Annotated in this window: 13 protein-coding genes and 1 pseudogene; 5 read left to right on the top strand and 9 right to left on the bottom strand. The window is 73.1% G+C overall.

The genetic code is table 11. The features are described from left to right. Window positions 1-741: 741 nt before the first annotated feature. Both FOF52_RS04550 and FOF52_RS04545 read right to left on the bottom strand, forming a co-directional pair. On the bottom strand, window positions 742-3,306 hold the full coding sequence (locus FOF52_RS04550; protein WP_248592578.1) for a M48 family metalloprotease: 2,565 nt from the start codon (window positions 3,304-3,306) through the stop codon (window positions 742-744). Beyond that, window positions 3,287-3,790 carry a hypothetical protein gene (locus FOF52_RS04545; protein ID WP_248592577.1) on the bottom strand — a complete coding sequence of 168 codons (504 nt, stop codon included), beginning with the start codon at window positions 3,788-3,790 and terminating at the stop codon, window positions 3,287-3,289. The genes FOF52_RS04550 and FOF52_RS04545 overlap by 20 nt, the downstream gene beginning before the upstream one ends. A gap of 312 nt (window positions 3,791-4,102) precedes the next feature. Here FOF52_RS04545 and FOF52_RS04540 point away from each other — a divergent pair, with 312 nt between their 5' ends. Continuing rightward, window positions 4,103-5,218 carry an NAD(P)-dependent alcohol dehydrogenase gene (locus FOF52_RS04540; protein ID WP_248592576.1) on the top strand — a complete coding sequence of 372 codons (1,116 nt, stop codon included), beginning with the start codon at window positions 4,103-4,105 and terminating at the stop codon, window positions 5,216-5,218. Window positions 5,219-5,366: 148 nt separating this feature from the next. Here FOF52_RS04540 and FOF52_RS04535 read toward each other — a convergent pair whose 3' ends face one another. Both FOF52_RS04535 and FOF52_RS04530 read right to left on the bottom strand, forming a co-directional pair. Next, window positions 5,367-6,125, bottom strand: coding sequence for an ABC transporter permease (locus FOF52_RS04535; protein WP_248592575.1), 759 nt, complete (start codon window positions 6,123-6,125; stop codon window positions 5,367-5,369). Further along, entirely contained in the window at window positions 6,122-7,111 is a 990-nt protein-coding gene (locus FOF52_RS04530) for an ATP-binding cassette domain-containing protein (protein WP_248593752.1), read from the bottom strand. Before FOF52_RS04530 ends, FOF52_RS04535 begins: the two co-directional genes overlap by 4 nt. A 73-nt stretch (window positions 7,112-7,184) precedes the next feature. Between FOF52_RS04530 and FOF52_RS04525 the strand changes: the two genes are divergently transcribed. Further along, entirely contained in the window at window positions 7,185-8,171 is a 987-nt protein-coding gene (locus FOF52_RS04525; protein WP_248592574.1) for a helix-turn-helix transcriptional regulator, read from the top strand. 176 nt (window positions 8,172-8,347) lie between these two features. Here the strand turns inward: FOF52_RS04525 and FOF52_RS04520 are convergent, their stop codons facing one another. The 4 genes and pseudogenes from FOF52_RS04520 to FOF52_RS04505 form a co-directional block, all read right to left on the bottom strand. Continuing rightward, window positions 8,348-8,836 (bottom strand): hypothetical protein, encoded by a 489-nt coding sequence (locus tag FOF52_RS04520; protein ID WP_248592573.1) that lies wholly within the window; start codon window positions 8,834-8,836, stop codon window positions 8,348-8,350. A gap of 455 nt (window positions 8,837-9,291) precedes the next feature. Next, a pseudogene (locus FOF52_RS22120) lies at window positions 9,292-9,528 on the bottom strand (PQQ-binding-like beta-propeller repeat protein); the annotation flags it as partial. A 21-nt stretch (window positions 9,529-9,549) separates the two neighbouring features. After that, window positions 9,550-9,843, bottom strand: a complete 294-nt coding sequence (locus FOF52_RS04510) for a hypothetical protein (protein ID WP_248592571.1) — start codon at window positions 9,841-9,843, stop codon at window positions 9,550-9,552. Between the two features lie 1,657 nt (window positions 9,844-11,500). After that, entirely contained in the window at window positions 11,501-13,288 is a 1,788-nt protein-coding gene (locus tag FOF52_RS04505) for an outer membrane protein assembly factor BamB family protein (protein WP_248592570.1), read from the bottom strand. A gap of 590 nt (window positions 13,289-13,878) precedes the next feature. Between FOF52_RS04505 and FOF52_RS04500 the strand changes: the two genes are divergently transcribed. The 3 genes from FOF52_RS04500 (at window position 13,879) to FOF52_RS21865 (ending at window position 15,929) form a co-directional block, all read left to right on the top strand. Beyond that, window positions 13,879-14,862, top strand: a complete 984-nt coding sequence (locus FOF52_RS04500; protein ID WP_248592569.1) for a serine hydrolase domain-containing protein — start codon at window positions 13,879-13,881, stop codon at window positions 14,860-14,862. A gap of 154 nt (window positions 14,863-15,016) precedes the next feature. Further along, window positions 15,017-15,265 carry a hypothetical protein gene (locus FOF52_RS04495; RefSeq protein ID WP_248592568.1) on the top strand — a complete coding sequence of 83 codons (249 nt, stop codon included), beginning with the start codon at window positions 15,017-15,019 and terminating at the stop codon, window positions 15,263-15,265. Between the two features lie 535 nt (window positions 15,266-15,800). Further along, window positions 15,801-15,929, top strand: coding sequence for a hypothetical protein (locus FOF52_RS21865; protein ID WP_282573854.1), 129 nt, complete (start codon window positions 15,801-15,803; stop codon window positions 15,927-15,929). Between the two features lie 20 nt (window positions 15,930-15,949). On the opposite strand, the gene FOF52_RS04490 is transcribed toward FOF52_RS21865, so the two are convergent. Continuing rightward, on the bottom strand, window positions 15,950-16,375 hold the full coding sequence (locus FOF52_RS04490; RefSeq protein WP_248592567.1) for a hypothetical protein: 426 nt from the start codon (window positions 16,373-16,375) through the stop codon (window positions 15,950-15,952). Window positions 16,376-16,903: the final 528 nt, after the last annotated feature.

Raw genomic sequence — 16,903 nt, 5'->3', positions numbered from 1 at the left:
GGGGCCGCTGCGCCGGCGTCGGGCATCCGCGCTCCGAAAGGAGGAAACACCGCCGTGCGGACAACGCCCCCTCCCGGGGCCGGTGGTCATCGGCTCACCCGCCCCACCAGGAGCTTCAGTGCTGGAAGCCCGTGTGGTGGAATGTCGCCGGATCATCCTCGGCAGCACTTCCCCGGTGGGCGTTTCCAGCGGTTTCCCGGGGTGTTCGGAGTACCGGGGAGGCAGTTCCCCCCACGGACTTCCGGCGCCGCAGAAAACGAACGGGAAGCCGCGGAAAACGGATGCCCGAAAGCACCGGAAAATCGAAAGAAAGGAAAACAGACCGGCCGGATCTGCAGTGGAGGCCAGCCATCGGGAATCCGATGAAGAGAAGCGACGGCAGAACCCAGGACACCCCCGGAAACACGCGGTTCGAACGAGCGGCTTCCCTGGAACAGGATTCCCCTCGCTGCTTTCCGCCCCACCTGCCCCGGCTTGAGGCGTCCCGCGTCCCGTTCTGCGCCGCCGGCACCGACTCACGCCGCGGCCCAAGAGAGCTCCCGCAGGTACGGCTCCGGGGCGCGAGCGGGGACAGGCAGGGACCGAGCCGACCGGCGGGGTCCGCGTGGCACATCGTGGTGCTGCCCCCACAGACCGGGGACCGCCGCGGCCCGTTAAGGCCACCGCGCCGCCGACGCGGCGTGGTGCCGGGGCCGGCCCGGCAGTGGTGACCGCCGACGGGGGACGCGGCGGTCACCCCGGTCACCGCGGGCCCTCCGTCTCCTGGCAGTAGTAGGCCACCGCCCGCAAGAACCGGGACCACGGCACCTCGGCGCCGTCGAGCGCCGCATTGCCGAACGCGGCGAGCACCGGGTCCCGGCTGGAGGCCGCGAGGACGAGAAGCGCTTCCCTGCCGCTTCGGACGTCGAGGACGTTGGAACCGGGGAACACGTCCCCGGCCTGTTCACACACTTCGGTCCGTTCCACCGTTCCCGGCCGCACCCGCGCCGCCAGTTCGGGGCGCGGACCGTCGTGGACCAGCGGCCTCCGCGCCAGGCTGTCGGCCGCCCACCCCGCCAGCAGGACCACGAGAGCCAGCACCGCGGCCAGCACCCCGTACCCACCGGTTCGCTCCGCCTGCGCCGCACCGGCCGCCGGTGCGGGCCGGGCCTGGGCGGGACGGGGCGGCGCCTTGCGGCGGGCCCGCAGCGCGGCGCCGGCGGCGGTGGCCGGAAGGCACACGAGGAGCAGCGCGACCACCGCCAAGGGTCCCAGCCCGGCGGTGCCGAAGGCCCCCAGGACCGCCGTGCCCGCCCGGGCCCAACACCCCGCCGAGGCGGGTTCCGCCAGGCAGACCGTGCCGTTGACCGCCGCGGCGAACGCGAAGGGCTGCAGGGCCGCCGTCACGAGCACCATGACCACGGAGGCGCACAGCGCCACGCCGCTCCTGCCCCGGCCCCCCAGCAGCACGCCCAGGCCCGCGCCGGACAGCGCCGCGGACAGCAGGGCACCGGCAACCGCCGCGGCAAGCCGCAGGTCGGGACTCCACCACGACGGCAGGGGACCGCCTCCGGCCACCACGCCGGAGATGAGGATCGCCATCACCACCAGCAGCAGGTGCACCCCCGCGACCCGGTGGCCGAGCAGCACCGGCGCCCACCGCCGCCAACGGCGTTCGCCGCGGCTCTCACCGGCCTGCGGCAGCGCGGCCACGCACAGCGCCGCACACCCCAGCCCCACGGTGAAGTACCACGTCTGCGAAGCGGCGAAGAGTCCTCCCCACACCGCCAGCGCCCGCCCCAGCGCGTCCGCCTCCCCCAGGTGCCCGTTGACGATGACCCACACGGTGGACAGGCATCCGAACGCCACCGCGGCGCATCCCAGAGTGGATGCGTACACCTTCCGCCACCGGCGGGACGTGCCCAGTCCCATCCGCGCGCCCAGCGCCGCCCACCGCAGGAACACCAGGCAGGCCAGCCACAGCAGGAGGGCGGAAAGGACCGCGAGTTCGGGGTGCGCCGCCAGGGGGACGAGCCCTCCGGGCGCGAACTCGTGCGGCACCGAACAGCCGAGGAGGACGCCTCCGGCCAAAGCCCCCGCCGCCCGCCCCAGACCACGCGGACGCCCTCCGGCCGCGTCCACCGCGTTCCACACCACCGCCGCCACGACCACGCCCACCAGGGAGCCGAGCAGCAGGGACGCCGCCCCGTGGCCGTGGTACTCGTCGTTGCCCGCCAGCAGGCGCGCGACCAGGGCCAGATGCGTCTGCCCGACGCCCAGCACCGCTCCCGCGAAGAACAGGTCGACTCCGGAGACGCGGACGAGCCGGTCGGGAGCGTCGAGCACCCGCCGCCGCTCCTCGGGGGGAGGATGGTAGCCGCGCAGCGCGTGCCATCGGGACCGTTTCGCCCCCGTCTGCGCCAGGGCCGCCAGGGCGCGCTGCAGTTCGGGGTCGCCCGGGGCAGCCGCGGCGGCCCGCAGATCGGCGTAGTGCTCCCGGGTGCGCAGGACCCGGGCACGCGCCAGGTGCAGCACGGCCAGAACGAGCAGCGCGGTCGCCGTCATCCGCAGCACCGCGGGGCCGACCTCTCCGCCCCCGGCCCTCGTGAAGACGAACAGGTGCGCCGGCAGCGGCAGCAGTGTCATCCCCAGCAGCGCCCACCAGGAGGCCACGGCCAGGTAGGTGAGGTCGACGTCGCGGTTGCGCAGGTGGGCGAGTTCGTGCCGGATCACCGCCCGGCTCCGTCCGCGGAAGGGGGCCGTGAGCAGGGCGAGGTCGATGGCGATCCAGTACCGGCCCCACGCGCCGAACACGCGCGCGCCGCCCGCCGTTCCCGGGGTGACGAGCAGGGTGACGCGCCGCGCGGCCCCGCCCGGTTCCTCGTGCAGCGCCTGCTCCGCGGCCCTGACCGCCCCGGAGGTGCGCGGCAGCCGCAGCGCACGCAGGCGCCGGCGCAGGACCACCGGATAGGCCGTGTAGACCACGGCCGTCGTCACCGCCCAGACGGGTACCGCCCCCAGGAACCACCAGGCGGCCAGCCGTTCCCTCCCCGTCAGGCAGTCGAGGAAGGTCTCGAGCACGGCCCGGTCGGAACCGGCGCCGACGACGTTCCCGGCCTGTTCGGCGCAGGTGTCCGCCAAGGGCAGCGGCTGGTCCAGGATGACGGACAGGTACGGCAGGTACCACAGCCCCACGTACATGGCGCCGATACTCGCGCCCGCCATGAGCAGCACGAACCGGATACTGGTCGCGCTGGGAAGCCGGAACGGGTCGAACCGGCGCTGCGGGGCGGGCGGTCCGGTGGTGTCAGCGGCCGGAACGGTCATCGGAGTCCCCGTCGGCGACGGTGAGCTCGGCGACGACGGCACGGGCGAGTTCGGCTGCCCGCTCCGGCGGAAGGTGGGCCCGCACGGCGTGTTCGGTGACGGCCGCGGCCACGTCGGGGATCCGGTCGGCGGGCAGCGGCGGAACCGGGGCGCGGGGATCGGGTGCCACGCGGGTGAGCCGCAGGCGCCGCAGCGTCCAGTCCCAGGCCCGCTGCCACCAGGGGCGCACGGTGTCGGTGACCGATTCGACGACCAGTTCGTGCAGCACGGTCAACACCACCCCCGTGACCAGGCCGACGGCGATCTCCCCGAAGCCCAGCGGGTTGTCGGCGGTGCGGGCGGCGGAGCTGCCCCGGGCCAGGAAGTCGTCGCGCAGCTGGGGGTAGTAGGGCTCTTCCTCGGGGGCGCAGCGGGCCACCACCCGGCGAGCCACGGAGTCGACGGTCGGGAGCGGGGCGGACGGCAACGGCGGGGGATCGATCACGCGGGACTCCTCCACAACGCGGCGGCGGGAACACCGATAGTAGGACGGTTCCCCCTGGAGCGCGGGAGTTTCCGCCCACTTGTGGACAACTCCGCCCCTACCCGCCCCGGGGCGGGTAGGGGCGGAGACCGTGCGAGGACACGCTCCCCCGCGGGCGAGGCGCCGCCGGTGGCACGGAACGCGGTCGGCCCCGGACGGCACGCGTGCGTTCCCGCGCCCGTCGTGGAGTCGCCCGCGCCGCTCGCGGGTAGGGGAGACCCGGCAGGGCCCCGCCCCGGCCGGGCCGCCGACCTCGACCCCCCAGGACAGGACATGACCTTCTCCGCCACCGCAGCCGTGCTCGACTCCCCCGGCGCACCTTTCGAACTCCACGAAGTCACGCTCGACGACCCGCGCCCCCACGAGGTGGTGGTACGGATGACCGCCAGCGGGATGTGCGGCACCGACCTGGGCGTGCGGGCCGGACACATCCCGTTCCCGCTACCGGGCGTGCTGGGCCACGAGGGCGCCGGGGTGGTGGAGGCCACCGGGTCGCGGGTCACCTCGGTGGCCCCCGGCGACCACGTGCTCCTCACCTTCACCAGTTGCGGGACCTGCCGCCACTGCCGTTCCGGCCACCCCGCCTACTGCGTGGAGTTCCTGCCGCGCAACGTGCTGGCCGGCGGGCGCGCCGACGGCAGCGCCACCCTGCACCGGGGCGGGGAGGCGGTCCACGGCCACTTCTTCGCCCAGTCCTCCTTCGCCACCCGGGTCCTGGCCGACGAGCGCGGCGTCTGCCCCGTCGCCCCGGACGCGGACCTGTCCCTGCTCGCCCCGCTGGGCTGCGGCGTCCAGACCGGGGCGGGCGCGGTCCTCAACGTGCTGCGTCCCGAGCCCGGCAGCACGCTGGCGGTGTTCGGGACGGGCTCGGTGGGCCTGTCCGCGGTGATGGCGGCGGCGCTGACCGGCACCATTCGGATCATCGCCGTCGACCTTCTCGACTCGCGCCTGGAACTGGCCCGCGACCTCGGCGCCACCGACACCGTCAACCCGCGCTCCACCGACCTCGACGAGGCCCTGGCCGAGCTGACCAGAGGCGAGGGGGTGACCCACGCCGTGGACGCCACCGGCCACCCCGGGGCCGTGGCCGGAGCACTCCGGGCGCTGGCGCACCGCGGCACCCTGGCACTCGTCGGCGCCCCGCCGCCGGGCACCACCGCCGCCGTCGACCTCTCCCACATGCTCCACGGCCGCCGCGTCGTCGGCGTCACCGAGGGCGACTCCACCCCGCAGGTGTTCCTGCCCGCCCTGGTCGACCTGGTCCGCCAGGGCCGGATGCCGCTGCGCAGACTGGTCACGCCGTATCCGTTCGCCGACATCAACACCGCTGCCGCCGACGCCGAGGCGGGAACGGTGGTCAAACCGGTCCTCCGCTTCGACCAGGACTGACCGCCGGCCCGCCGCGCTGCCGTCCCCGGAGGAGTCCCCGCAGCGGAGCCGAAAAGCCACGGAGCGCAACCGCCACCCGGGACACGCGTCCCGACCGGCGGGCGTGCCGCCGCGGCCTTCCCGACCGGCGGGCGTGCCGCCGGTCGGCTCAGTCCGCGCGGCGCATCGTGGTGATGCCCACCCACAGGCCCACCACCGCCACGGCCACCGCGGCCAGCGCGCCCCAGGCGATGACCGGCGCGGCCAGGTCGCCGTTGAACAGGGCGCGCTGCGCGTCGACGACGTAGGTCAGCGGGTTGAACCGCGACAGCGTCTGCAGCCAGCCGGGGCCGCCCTCCACCGGGAGCATGATTCCGGCGAGCAGCACCAGCGGGAACAGCAGGGTCTGCTGCACCCCCCAGAACAGCCAGTGCCGGTCCTTGGACACCAGCGCCAGCGCGTAGGAGAGGCAGCCCACCCCGATGCTGAAGACGCTGAGGATCAGCAGCCCGCAGACCGCCCCGAGCGGGCTGGGGCGGAACCCGAACGGAACGGTGACGACGAGGATGACCGCGGTCTGGACGAGGACCGGCACGATCTCCTTGAGCGCCCGGCCCACGATCAGCGCGGAGCGGCGCAGCGGCGAGACCAGCATCCGCTCGTGCGAGCCGAGCTGGATCTCGAACAGCAGGTTCGCCCCCGTCGACATGGTGGCGAACAGGCAGGACATCACGACGATGCCGGGCACGAACCACTGCAGCGTCGACTCCTCGCCCAGGCCGCCGGGCAGCAGCGGCGCGAACAGCGCGAGGAAGATCAGCGGCTGCACCAGGCTGAAGACCACCGAGAACGGGTCGCGCAGCACCGGGCGCAGCTCCCGGACGAAGACGGTGACGGTGTCGGTGATCGGACTGGTCGGGGCGGTCATGCGGGGATCTCCTGGTTCGCGGGCCGTGCGGTGGCCGCGGCGTCGCGGAGGCTGCGGCCGGTGAGGTTGAGGAACACGTCGTCGAGGGTGGGGCGGACGATCTCGACGGCGGCCACGGGCAGGCCCGTCTCGTCGAGTTCCCGCAGCAGCTTCGGTGCGATCCGGGAGCCGCCGTCGATCTCCAGGACCACCTGCGGCCCGGTCCGCTCGCCGCGCGCGCCCGCCGCGATGCCCAGCAGGCGGGGCAGGGCCGCCGCGGCGTCGTCCTCCCGGTCGAAGGTGAGGGTGATGCGGTCGCCCGCGTACTCGGCCTTGAGCTGTTCGGGGGAGGCGTCGGCGATGATCCTGCCGTGGTCGATCACCACGACCCGTTCGGCCAACTGGTCGGCCTCGTCCAGGTAGTGGGTGGTGAACACGATCGTGGTGTCGTGGTCGGCGCGCAGCCTGCGGATGTGCTCGTGCAGGTTGGCCCGGTTCTGCGGGTCCAGTCCGGTGGACGGCTCGTCGAGGAACAGCAGCGGGGGCGTGTGGACCAGTCCCAGGGCGATGTCCAGCCGCCGCTTCTGCCCGCCCGACAGGGAGGAGGAGCGCCGGTCCGCGACGCTCTCCAGGTCGAGGGAGGCGAGCAGTTCGGCGGCGCGGCTGCGGGCCGTGGCGGTGTCCAGTCCGTAGGCGCGCCCCTGGGTGACCAGTTCGTCGCGGCCGCGCTGGTTGTACCCGGAGCCGGTGCCCTGGCCGACGTAGCCGATGCGGGCGCGCACCTCGCGCGGCTGGGTGCGCACGTCGAACCCGACGACCCGGGCGGTTCCCGACGTGGGGGGCAGCAGGGTGGTGAGCATGCGCAGCGTGGTGGACTTCCCGGCCCCGTTGGGCCCCAGGATCGCGACCATCTCCCCCGCCTCCACGCGCAGGTCGATGCCGCGGACCGCCTCGACGGTGCTCTTGCGGGAGGTGAAGTGCTTGGTCAGGGCACTGGTGTGGATCATTGTCTCGGTCACAGGCCCACTCTAGAAGCCTTTTCGGCCACCTTCCGTCCGTAATATGCGGGACGCTGGAGTCATGGCGAACACGAGCACGCGGATGCTGCGGCTGCTGTCCCTGCTGCAGACCCACCGGTACTGGCCGGGACGGGAGCTGGCCGAACGGCTGGGGGTGAGTGAGCGCACCCTGCGCCGCGACGTGGACCGGCTGCGGGAACTGGGGTACCCGGTCGACTCGAACCGGGGGGTGGCGGGCGGCTACCAGCTGCGGTCGGGGGCGGCCATGCCGCCGCTGCTGCTCGACGACGAGGAGGCGGTGGCCATCGCGGTGGGACTGCACACGGCCGCCCTGGGCGCGGTGGCGGGCATCGAGGAGACGTCGGTGCGCGCCCTGGCGAAGGTCGTGCAGGTGATGCCGCCCCGGCTGCGCAACCGGGTGGAGGCGCTGCGCTCCTCCACCGCGCCCGTCGCCCCCGGCGGCGGCCCGACGGTCGACGCGGTCACCCTGACGGTGATCGCGCAGACCTGCCGGGACACCGAGATGCTGCGGTTCGCCTACACCTCCCGCGGCGGCGAGGAGACCCGGCGGCTGGTGGAGCCGCACCGCCTGGTGCCGCTGTGGCACCGCTGGTACCTGGTGGCCTGGGACGTGGGCCGCAACGACTGGCGCACCTTCCGGGTGGACCGCATCACCGAGCCGAAGGCCACGGGCGCCCTCTTCGTCCCCCGGGAGGTTCCCGGCGGGGACGCGGCGGAGTTCGTGCGGCGGCGCAACCTCACCGTGTCCCGACGGCACCGGGTGGTGGTCGAGGTGGACGCGGACGCCGCCGACGTGCGGCGGGCCGTGGCGTCGTGGGGGACGGTGGAAGAGGCGGACGGCGGCGGGTGCCGCCTGACTATGCACGTCGACACTTTCGACTGGCCGACGCTGGTGCTCGCCTCCCTCGGCGCGGACTTCCACGTGGTCGACCCGCCCGAGTTCCGCGACTACCTGCGCGACCGCGCGGAGCGGTTCCTGCGCGCCGCCGGACCGCGGTCCCCGGACGGTCCGCAGGACGGCTCCTGAACGCACTCCCGCGGCGCGGCCGGACGGCCGACCCCGTTCCGGTCGCCGCGGACGGCGGCGGTGTCCGTGTCCGGTGGCCCTGACCGGAGGGGTCGCTAGCCGAAGCCGCCCCGTCCGTTCGCGGCACCGGTGGGTCGTCTCCCGCGGGGGACGGCCCACCGGCGCCGCCGTCGTGCTCAGTGCAGGGCGACGAGGTTCGTCACCGCGGTGTCGGTGACGAGGACCGCTTCCCTTGCGGAGATGAATCGGATGGCTTCGCTGTCCTCGCTCAGCCGCACCCCGTCGAGCGGGATCCGGACGGGCTCGGTGGCGGAATTCCACGGCGCCACGCCGACCAGGTGACTTCCGGGGGAGTCCGTTGCGGGCCGGACCGCCACGACCGCGTCCATCAGTGCCACCCATGCGTGGCCGCCAGGATCGTCCAGTCCGTCTGGGTCGCGCATCCGGGCGACCATTTCAGGTTCTTTGCCGGGGAAGTACACGAGGAACTCGTAGACGAGCGTGTCCGTCTGCGGATCGTGGCGCAGGGCCGTGACCCCGTCGGAGGTGAAGTGGAGACGGTCGTCGTATCCCGCAAGCTCCAAAGGCTCCGTGTGGCGTATGCCGCTCCCCAGGTCCAGCACCAGGTACTCGTGGCCGTCCGTGCGGTGCTTGGCCGCGACCACCGATCTGGACGCGGTGAAGGACGGGGCGTCCAGACGGGTGTCGGCACGGGGGTGGGCGAGTTCGGGGAAGGCGCCGAAGGGTTCTTCGGCCTCCCACTCGTGGGTCCACTCCTCTTCTCCGGTGTCCGCGTCGTAGGCGGTGAGGCGGTTCGTGCCCCCGACAGTCCGGCAAGCTCCTCTGCAGGGGTGCGGGGCAGTTCGGGGTGGCAGGGCTGGGCGACGACGATCCTGTCATCGTAGGTGCGGATCCAGGATCGGGTCTGCTGTTGCACCAGGCAGTGCGATGACAGGGCAGTGCTCCACAGGTGGGCGTCGGCGGCCAACGAACGCGCGGTGGGCTGCCAGCCCGTATCGGTCTGTTCCAGCGGGATGCGGGCGTTGGCGGTGAGCAGCCCGATGTCGGCTTCCTGGGATGTGGGGAGCACGGCGTGGCCGCGCCGCTTTCCGGTGATCGAGTCCAACGCCACCACCGCACTGCCCGACTCGGTCTCGTGGGACAGGACGGTGGTCTCCCAGTCGGGGGTGACGTTGGCCGTCATCTCGGTGCCCGGCAGCAGGTAGTGCCAGGTCTGCTCACCGGTGGCGGTGTCCAGCGCGATCACGCCGTGGCCCACGTCGACCACCGCGCCCCCGGCCGTGGGCAGCAACCTCGCCGGGCGGATGTCCTGGGGCGGCTGCCAGGTCCAGGCCACCTCCTTGACCGTGAGCGGTGCTTAGTCGGGGCTGTCGGCGTCGGCAGTGGTGTGGTCGACTCCGTCGAACAGCGGCGGCAGCGGCCGGGACAGGGCCTGCCCACACGTCCACGCGACCGTGGCCAGCAGCACCGTGACCAGCGCTCCGACGGCCAGCCTGCCGGTCAGGGCCGGTCCGGTGGGCCGGTGGTTGTGTCCGGCCGCGGCCACCACCACTGCACCGAGCACCACCGCGACCGATCCGGCCCAGCCCGAGACGTAGGACAGCGTGTGCTCCCCGGACCGTCGAGCAGCCAGGCGGGCCGTTCCAGCCACGCCAGCAGTGCGGTCGAGACGGCCACCACCGCGCCGGCGGCCACGGGTCGGCGCACGGTGTGGCGCTGTTCGGGTGGAATCCGCTCCAGCAGTTGCAGCAGCAGCGCCCCGCAGCCCAACCCGGTCAGCACCCAGAAGATGATCCGGAACGGGTTGCCTACACCCCCTTCCCCTGCCAGAGCAGTGGCCACGGTGGTCACCAGCCCCACCGCCACCAGTCCCACACCGGACCAGATCAGGAAAGACCGTCCACGGGACACAGCCCCGGAGGGATCGGCGGGCATCACGGTTCTCCCAACGTGTGGTGTGACGGGACGGGGCCTCTCCTGCCAGAAAGATCCGACAGAGGCGCGGAAACTCTGCGCTGCTTGTTCGGACCGGTGAGAAACAAGAAATGGAGGCAGAGCCGACGGGTTACCACCGCGTTTCGCACGAAACGCGAACGAAACCGGACAGCGGACGTCAAGCGGATGGCCACATGCGGCAACAGCACTTCACGACCGCAATGACAGGACCCACATCTCCCTAACCTGTGGAGGGAAAGGTCTAGGAGTCCAACAGCGCTCTCCCATTTCTGGAGAGCGGTCGAAGACAGGGAAGATCCGCGAGTAATGGAGAGGTCGGGGTCAATCCCCAGGGAGCGGTCAGCTCGGGAGTTGACGCAGAACAGCTGGCCGACAATCTCACCGGGATCAGGGACTTCTTCAACACCGCGGCCGACAACGCGCAGGCCGCCGCGGGCAGGGACCCCTGGTGCGGCGACCACATCGATTTCGCCGAAAGCCACGAAAGCTTCATGTGCGGGCCTGGAGGAGCACGCCACAACCCTTGCCGGGAGCATCCAGGCGACTTCCTGAAGTACGCCCTGGGAGGGGCCATCAAGGATCCCGACTACTACCGGGGCCCGAATGTCAACCTCCTCGAAGAGAAGAGCACCTACGTCGGAAAACAGTACAATCTCCTTGCTCTTCACTGGCTGGTCGACAACGGTGACGTCCACATCTCCAACCTGAGCGACACGATCCTCCTCCCGCCGGACGACATACCCGTTTGGATTCCCCACGCAAGCTCGCGACTCCCTGATTCGATCTTCGAATGGCGCGCCCCCTCACCCTGCATGACTATTCCGACGCAGCCAACGACGACATGCTGCTGCTACTCGAACAGCACAAGTTCGGTGGTCCCGACTTCCCACAGGACAACGGAAGGACTTACGTCAACGATTACGTGGAGACCGTGATCACAAGTCAGAACGACTGGACGGACGAGTACAGGCACCGGGAAACCGGCGACGCGTACGGAGCGTATGTCAACGGAACCGCCGACGACAAACAGCCAGGACCAGGAGGAAGAAGGAAAAGAAAAAGAATGGTTCCCCCGTGGAACCGGAATCCGGAAACCATGACAGGCAACGGCGGGTGCCATGACCGCCTGCCCGGTCTGGTGCGAATCGCCGCGGAACTGTGCGTGTGCCTGTTGTACGCCGGCAACGGATGGAACCGGCGCCGCCGGGGCTCCGGAGCCAGTGGACTCACACGTGATCTGGCGGGCCACCGTGCCGTGGCAGGCACGGGAGTCGGTGATCTTGTCCCTAGTGCCACAACCGCGGTCGAAGGTGGTACTGGGGACCTGGCCGTGCGCAAGCGACGTCCACGGGTCACCGCAGGCCGAGGACCGGGCCAGGGGCTTCGTCGGAAAAGTACGCCCTGGTCTCTTCGACGACGAGGAGCAGCGCGCCCGGGACCGGGAGCAGGCGGGGACCGCCGGCCTCGTCGGCCCTGTCGGCCGGTCCGGCGGCCGCCGGGACGTCGAGCGGGATCTCGCGGGTCTCGCCGGAACTCCACGAGGTCACGCCCACCGCGGCACGGCGGGACTCCGTCCCGGCCGCGGCCCCGCCCAGGCGCACGTCGACCACCGCGTCCGCCAGGACCGCCCACTCGCTTCCGAGGACCACCGGTGCCGGTGGCCCGTCGGGCGGCGTCTCCACCGCAACGGCGGCCCCGGGGTCGCCGGTCAGCGTCCACCGCTCGTACCGCGTGCCGGGCAGCTCGGGGTCGTGGCGGGCGAACACGACCGAGTCCGCCGCGAAGTGGACGCTGCCGCTCCCCTCCGGGAGCAGCAGCGCGTCGGCCAGCACCTCGCCGTCGGCCCGGTCCACCACCAGCCAGGGGCCTTCGTCGTCCCCCTCGGTCACCGCGACCACCGCGTCGTCCGCCGTGGTCGGCTGGTGGGGACGGGCACCGGCGATCCTGGGGGCGGCCGAGGACGCCGCCGCCCACTCCCTGGTCCACAGGGGCTCACCGGTGTCGGCGTCGAAGGCCGTCAGCCGGTTCGCCGCCCCCTGGGCGTCGCCGGCATCCGCCTCGCCGGTGGCCTCCGCCGGTTCCTCGTAGCACCTCTGGGCGACCACCACCATGTCGGAGAAGACACGGACCCACCGGCTGTCCGATGACGGGGCGGCCCGGCACCCGGCGTCCTGGGGGGCTTCCCACCGGAGCACGTCGTCCGTCAGCCCCCACGCCGTGAGCGTCCACGCACCGTCCCCCTCGTCCACCAGGATGCGCGCGTCGGCGGTGAGCAGGCCCACGTCCGGGGACCCCCGTCCGCCCCAGTCGTCCCACCCGGTCAACTGTTCGGGGAACACGGTGGCGCCGCGGACCTGTCCGGTGGCGGCGTCCAGGGCGAGCAGCGCACCCGTGTCGTCCTCGTCCCGGAAGGCGACGGCGACGGTCCGGCCGTCGGGGGTGACGCTGGCCTGCACCCAGCCGCCCGGCCGCAGGTAGTGCCAGGTCTCCTCGCCGGTGGCGGTGTCGAGCGCGACCACACCGTAGTCGAGGGCCACCACCGCTCCTGTAGCCGTGGCCATGACCCGCGCCGACCACGTGTCCCCGGGCGGCCGCCACATCCAGGCGACCTCTTCCACCATGGACGGCACCGGACCGGCCTCTGCGGCCTCGGCGGTGACATGCCACACCCGGGACGGCTGGTGCAGCGGCACGAGGGGGCGCAGTCCCGTCCACGCAGCCGAGGCCAGCACCGCCGTCACCGCGATTCCGCAGGCCACACCGGCCAGGGAGGGTCCCGTCCAGCGGAGCCGCCGGCCCCGTCCGGCCGCGGCCACCGCGATCACGCCGAGGGCCACCGCTCCCAGGCCGGCCCACCCCGCCGTGGACCACGGCGTGTCCGCACCGGGACCGTCGAAGAGCCAGAGCGGCCGGTCCAGCACCGCCAGGAGGACGGTGAGCAGCACGGTCGAGACCGCCCCCAGCCCCGTGCCCTCCCGTACCTTCCCCGGATTCTCCGGGCTCCCTTCCGAAGGCGGGAGCACCGAGAAGAGGTGCAGGCCGACCACGATCCACAGACCGACGCGAAGCAGGTGCGCCCCCGACTCCCCCGCGTGGAGCAGCAACGCGGTCGCGTTCGCCAGGAGGCCGGTCACCAGCATCCCGACTCCGCACCAGGCAAGGAAGGAGGCCCCACGGAACTCGGCTTTCGGGGGAGCGGTCTGCGTCAACGTGCGATTCCTTCTCACGAATGGTCGCGTGCGGCCGAGCTGGAATTTCAGTGCTTTTCTCCGAGTGTTCTCCGCGTTTCCCGGAAATCCTGGCACACGGCGACTCCACTGGCCAGAGCGGGTTCGATTCCGGACAACACGGAAAAGAAGAACCACCTCTTCCTCCCACAAAGGACAAACACACGAGCAGGGCGATCGCCAACAGTGCACCCGGTGTCAACTCGCTGTTTCTCAGAAAGACACCGAGAATTCGCTTCTGTGTTCTCTCGGGCCGCCGGGGCGACCATCGGAGCGGAAAGCGGCGTGGCCCGCCGTTCCTCCGGTCCGACGGAAGGGCCGGTCGATGCTTCCGGAGGCTCCGTCGGGCGCGAGGCGGCCGGAAGACGCGGCGGCGCTGTCCAGATATCTCGGGAAAACGTCGACTACGGTTGGCGTGTGCACCGTGTCCGACCGACCGAACCCGCGGCCCTGACGGCCGACCGCGGCCGACACGCCCATCGCGCTCCGAGGGGAGGCCGCCCGTGACCGTCGAGGTCCACGGCGACGACCGGCTCGCCGCCCGACTGGAGGAACTGCTGGGCCCCCGCCATCCGGTGGCCGCGGCGGCCGTGGTCCGCCCCAGCGGCACGGTGGTGGCCTGCCGCGGCACCGGTCCCGACTCCGACTTCGAGATCGGGTCGATCTCCAAGGGCGTCACCGGACTGCTGTACGCCGACGCGCTCGCCCGCGGCGAGATCGGCCCGGACACCACCCTCGGCGCACTGCTGCCGCTGGACGGGGCCGCCGCGGCGGCCGTCACCCTGTCCTCGCTGAGCACCCACCGCTCCGGCCTGCCCACCCTGGCGCCGTCGGCCCACTCGTGGCGGCGCACCGTCGCCCTGTGGTGGCGCGGCGCCAACCCCTACGGCGAGAACCTCGCACAACTCCTCGACCAGGCCCGGAGCGTCCGCCTGGGCAGACCGGTCCCCCGCTACTCCAACCTCGGGTTCGAACTGCTCGGCCACGCCCTGGCCCGCGCCGCCGACACCACCTACGCCGACCTCCTCCACCGGCGCGTCGCCGCCCCGCTGGGACTGGAGCACTGCTCCGTCCCCGCGTCGGCCGACCACCTCCGTCCCGGGGCGCTCACCGGCACCAGCAGGCGGGGACGGCCCGTGGAACCCTGGACCGGCGAGGCGCTGGGACCGGCGGGCGGCATCCGGGCCTCCGTCACCGACCTGGCCCGCCTCACCGGGGCGCTGCTGGCGGGCACCGCCCCGGGCACCGCCGCCCTGGAGCCGGTCGCCTCCTTCGGCTCCGCTGCCCGCATCGGCGCCGCGTGGATCACGGTCCAGGCGCAGGGCCGGTCGGTCACCTGGCACAACGGCGGCACCGGCGGTTTCCGCTCCTGGCTCGGCATCGACCGCACCGCCGCCACCGGTGTCGTCGTCCTCTCGGCCACCGCGCGGTCCGTCGACCGCCCCGGGTTCGCCCTCCTGGCCGAGTACGGCGGCGCCGGCCGGTGACCGCGCCCCGGGGCCGACCAGTCCTCGGCCGCGGTGCGGCGTTTCCGGGACCGGTCCCGGGACCGGTTGACCTCACGTTTGGTTGAGGTGTCAGGGCGGCGACCGCGGAGGCGGTCCGGAAGCCTCCGCGGCTCTCCCCGGAAAGGCATCCGACATGAGCGGCCTCGGTCTTGGTGTCACCCTGCCCGTCTCAGCCTCCGGCCGCGGCCCCTCCGGCGTGGTCGGGACCGCGTGTCTGGTGGAACAGGCCGAACTCGACGCGGTGAGCGTCCCCGACGTGCTCGTCGGGGACGGAACGCCCGCCCTGGAGGCGGTGGCCGTGCTCGCCGCGGCAGCGGCGGCCACCGAACGGGTCCCCCTCGACTTCGGCGTGCTGGCCCTGTCCGCCCGGTCGACCGTCTAGCTGGCCGCGCACCTGCAGACCCCTGCAGCGCCTGTCCGGTGACCGGGTCCGCCTGGGGACGGGGCTCGGAGGTTTTCCCGGCTCCCCGTTCTGGCGGGCCGTCGGCGGTCCCGAGAAGGGCAGGGGCGCGGCGGTCGACGCCGCCCTGTCCCTCCCTGCCGCGCCCGGTCTCGGGCGAACCGGTGCGCCTGGACACCGTCCCCGGGCAGCCGGTCCTGCACCTGGCCCCTGCGGCGCCGATGCCGCCCGTGCTCGTCGGCGGAGGCCCCTCCGAGGCGGTGCTGCGGCGCGCCGTGGTCCACGGCGACGCCTGGCTGCCCTCCGCCCTGAGCGCCGACCGGGTGGCGCGGGTCGCGGCACGGCTGCGCGAGCTCGCCGTCGAACGGGAGCGGCCCGCGCCGCGCATCCACCTGGGCGTCCACGCGATGCCGGGCGACGGCGTCTCCACGGCGCGGCGGGCGGCGCCGCTGCGCGAACTGGGCGGCTTCTTCGGGCTCGTCTCGGAGCGGGTCGCCGAGACCGTGGTCGTCGGCGGGTGGAGCAGGCCGCCGAACGTTTCGCCGTCTACGCCGAAGCGGGCGTCGACGAGCTCGTCCTCAGCCTGGACGGCGAGGACCACGCCCTCCGGATCGCCCTGGCCGCCGAAGCCCGCTCCCTGCTGTGAGGTCCGGCGGGTGCGGGGCCTCAGTCGCGGATTCCGCGCAGGCGCTGCAGTCCCAGTGCGCAGAGCCCGCAGACGGCACCCCACCCGGCGTTGACGGCGAACAGCGGGATGATCGCGAACGGCCTGGTGAGGGGGCCCTGCAGCTCCCCGGTCAGCAGCGGGGAGAGGACCGCGCTCAGCACGAGGGAGGCCAGCGCGTACCCCAGACCGGTGGCGAGGAGCGTCAGCAGGGGGTGGCGCACCCGGCCGAGGCCTGCGGCGAGGATCCACACCAGCGAGACGGCCACCGTGAGGACGATGGGCGTCACCGGCTTGCCGAGCGTGTCGCTCAGGCCGACGACGGAGAACAGGGGCCGGACGAGCGCGACGGCCACCAGGACGGCCACGAGCGGCCAGTGGGGTCTGCGCCAGAGCGGGACGGTCGGCTTCCGCTGGTCTGAGGTCATGCCCCCATCATGGGCAGACACCCCTGTCTTCCGCGTCGTCCCACGGCGGGTTTCCGCCGTACTCTTCTCGACGCAGTCCCGGGGAACGGCCTACCTCTGCGGCGGTAGGCGTCCCGGTCGTGCGCCGCATCCCCGGGAGCGGCAGGGGAGACGAGCCGGGGCGTGGGTCCGCGACCGGTGAACGGCGGCCGCCTTCCGGGGGACCGGTCGAGGGCCGGGGCCGCCCGGGAGGCGCGTCCACCGGGCCGGGGCGCGGCCAGGACGCCGCCCCGCCGTCCCCGCCGGGGAGAGGGCCTTCCCGTGGCTCCCGGTCCCGTGGCCGTGTTCCCGCTGCCCGGCCACGGACGTGTGGTCTTCTTCGAACCGCCGGCCGCCTCCGCGTGCATCGTGGCGGCGCGTCCACCTACGGCGTCCCGAGGGTACGGCCGCCTTCGGGGACCGCAGCGTGTGCTCCGCCTCCGGGCTGGAGCGGCCGGCCATCGGCCGGTACGGCATGATCGCCGCACCGCCCCGGTTCCGGACGGTCGG

Source organism: Thermobifida alba (assembly GCF_023208015.1).
Taxonomy (GTDB): Bacteria; Actinomycetota; Actinomycetes; order Streptosporangiales; family Streptosporangiaceae; genus Thermobifida; species Thermobifida alba.
Note: the sequence above shows the minus strand (reverse complement) of the source record. Positions and strands in the feature narration are given on the sequence as shown.

Excerpts from the sequence above, each read along its gene's own strand:
- FOF52_RS04540 (WP_248592576.1), top strand. The coding sequence starts at position 4,103 with ATGACCTTCTCCGCCACCGCAGCCGTGCTCGACTCCCCCGGCGCACCT.
- FOF52_RS04490 (WP_248592567.1), bottom strand. The coding sequence starts at position 16,375 with ATGACCTCAGACCAGCGGAAGCCGACCGTCCCGCTCTGGCGCAGACCC.
- FOF52_RS04550 (WP_248592578.1), bottom strand. The coding sequence starts at position 3,306 with ATGACCGTTCCGGCCGCTGACACCACCGGACCGCCCGCCCCGCAGCGC.
- FOF52_RS04525 (WP_248592574.1), top strand. The coding sequence starts at position 7,185 with ATGGCGAACACGAGCACGCGGATGCTGCGGCTGCTGTCCCTGCTGCAG.
- FOF52_RS04535 (WP_248592575.1), bottom strand. The coding sequence starts at position 6,125 with ATGACCGCCCCGACCAGTCCGATCACCGACACCGTCACCGTCTTCGTC.
- FOF52_RS04505 (WP_248592570.1), bottom strand. The coding sequence starts at position 13,288 with ATGCTGGTGACCGGCCTCCTGGCGAACGCGACCGCGTTGCTGCTCCAC.
- FOF52_RS04495 (WP_248592568.1), top strand. The coding sequence starts at position 15,017 with ATGAGCGGCCTCGGTCTTGGTGTCACCCTGCCCGTCTCAGCCTCCGGC.
- FOF52_RS04530 (WP_248593752.1), bottom strand. The coding sequence starts at position 7,111 with ATGATCCACACCAGTGCCCTGACCAAGCACTTCACCTCCCGCAAGAGC.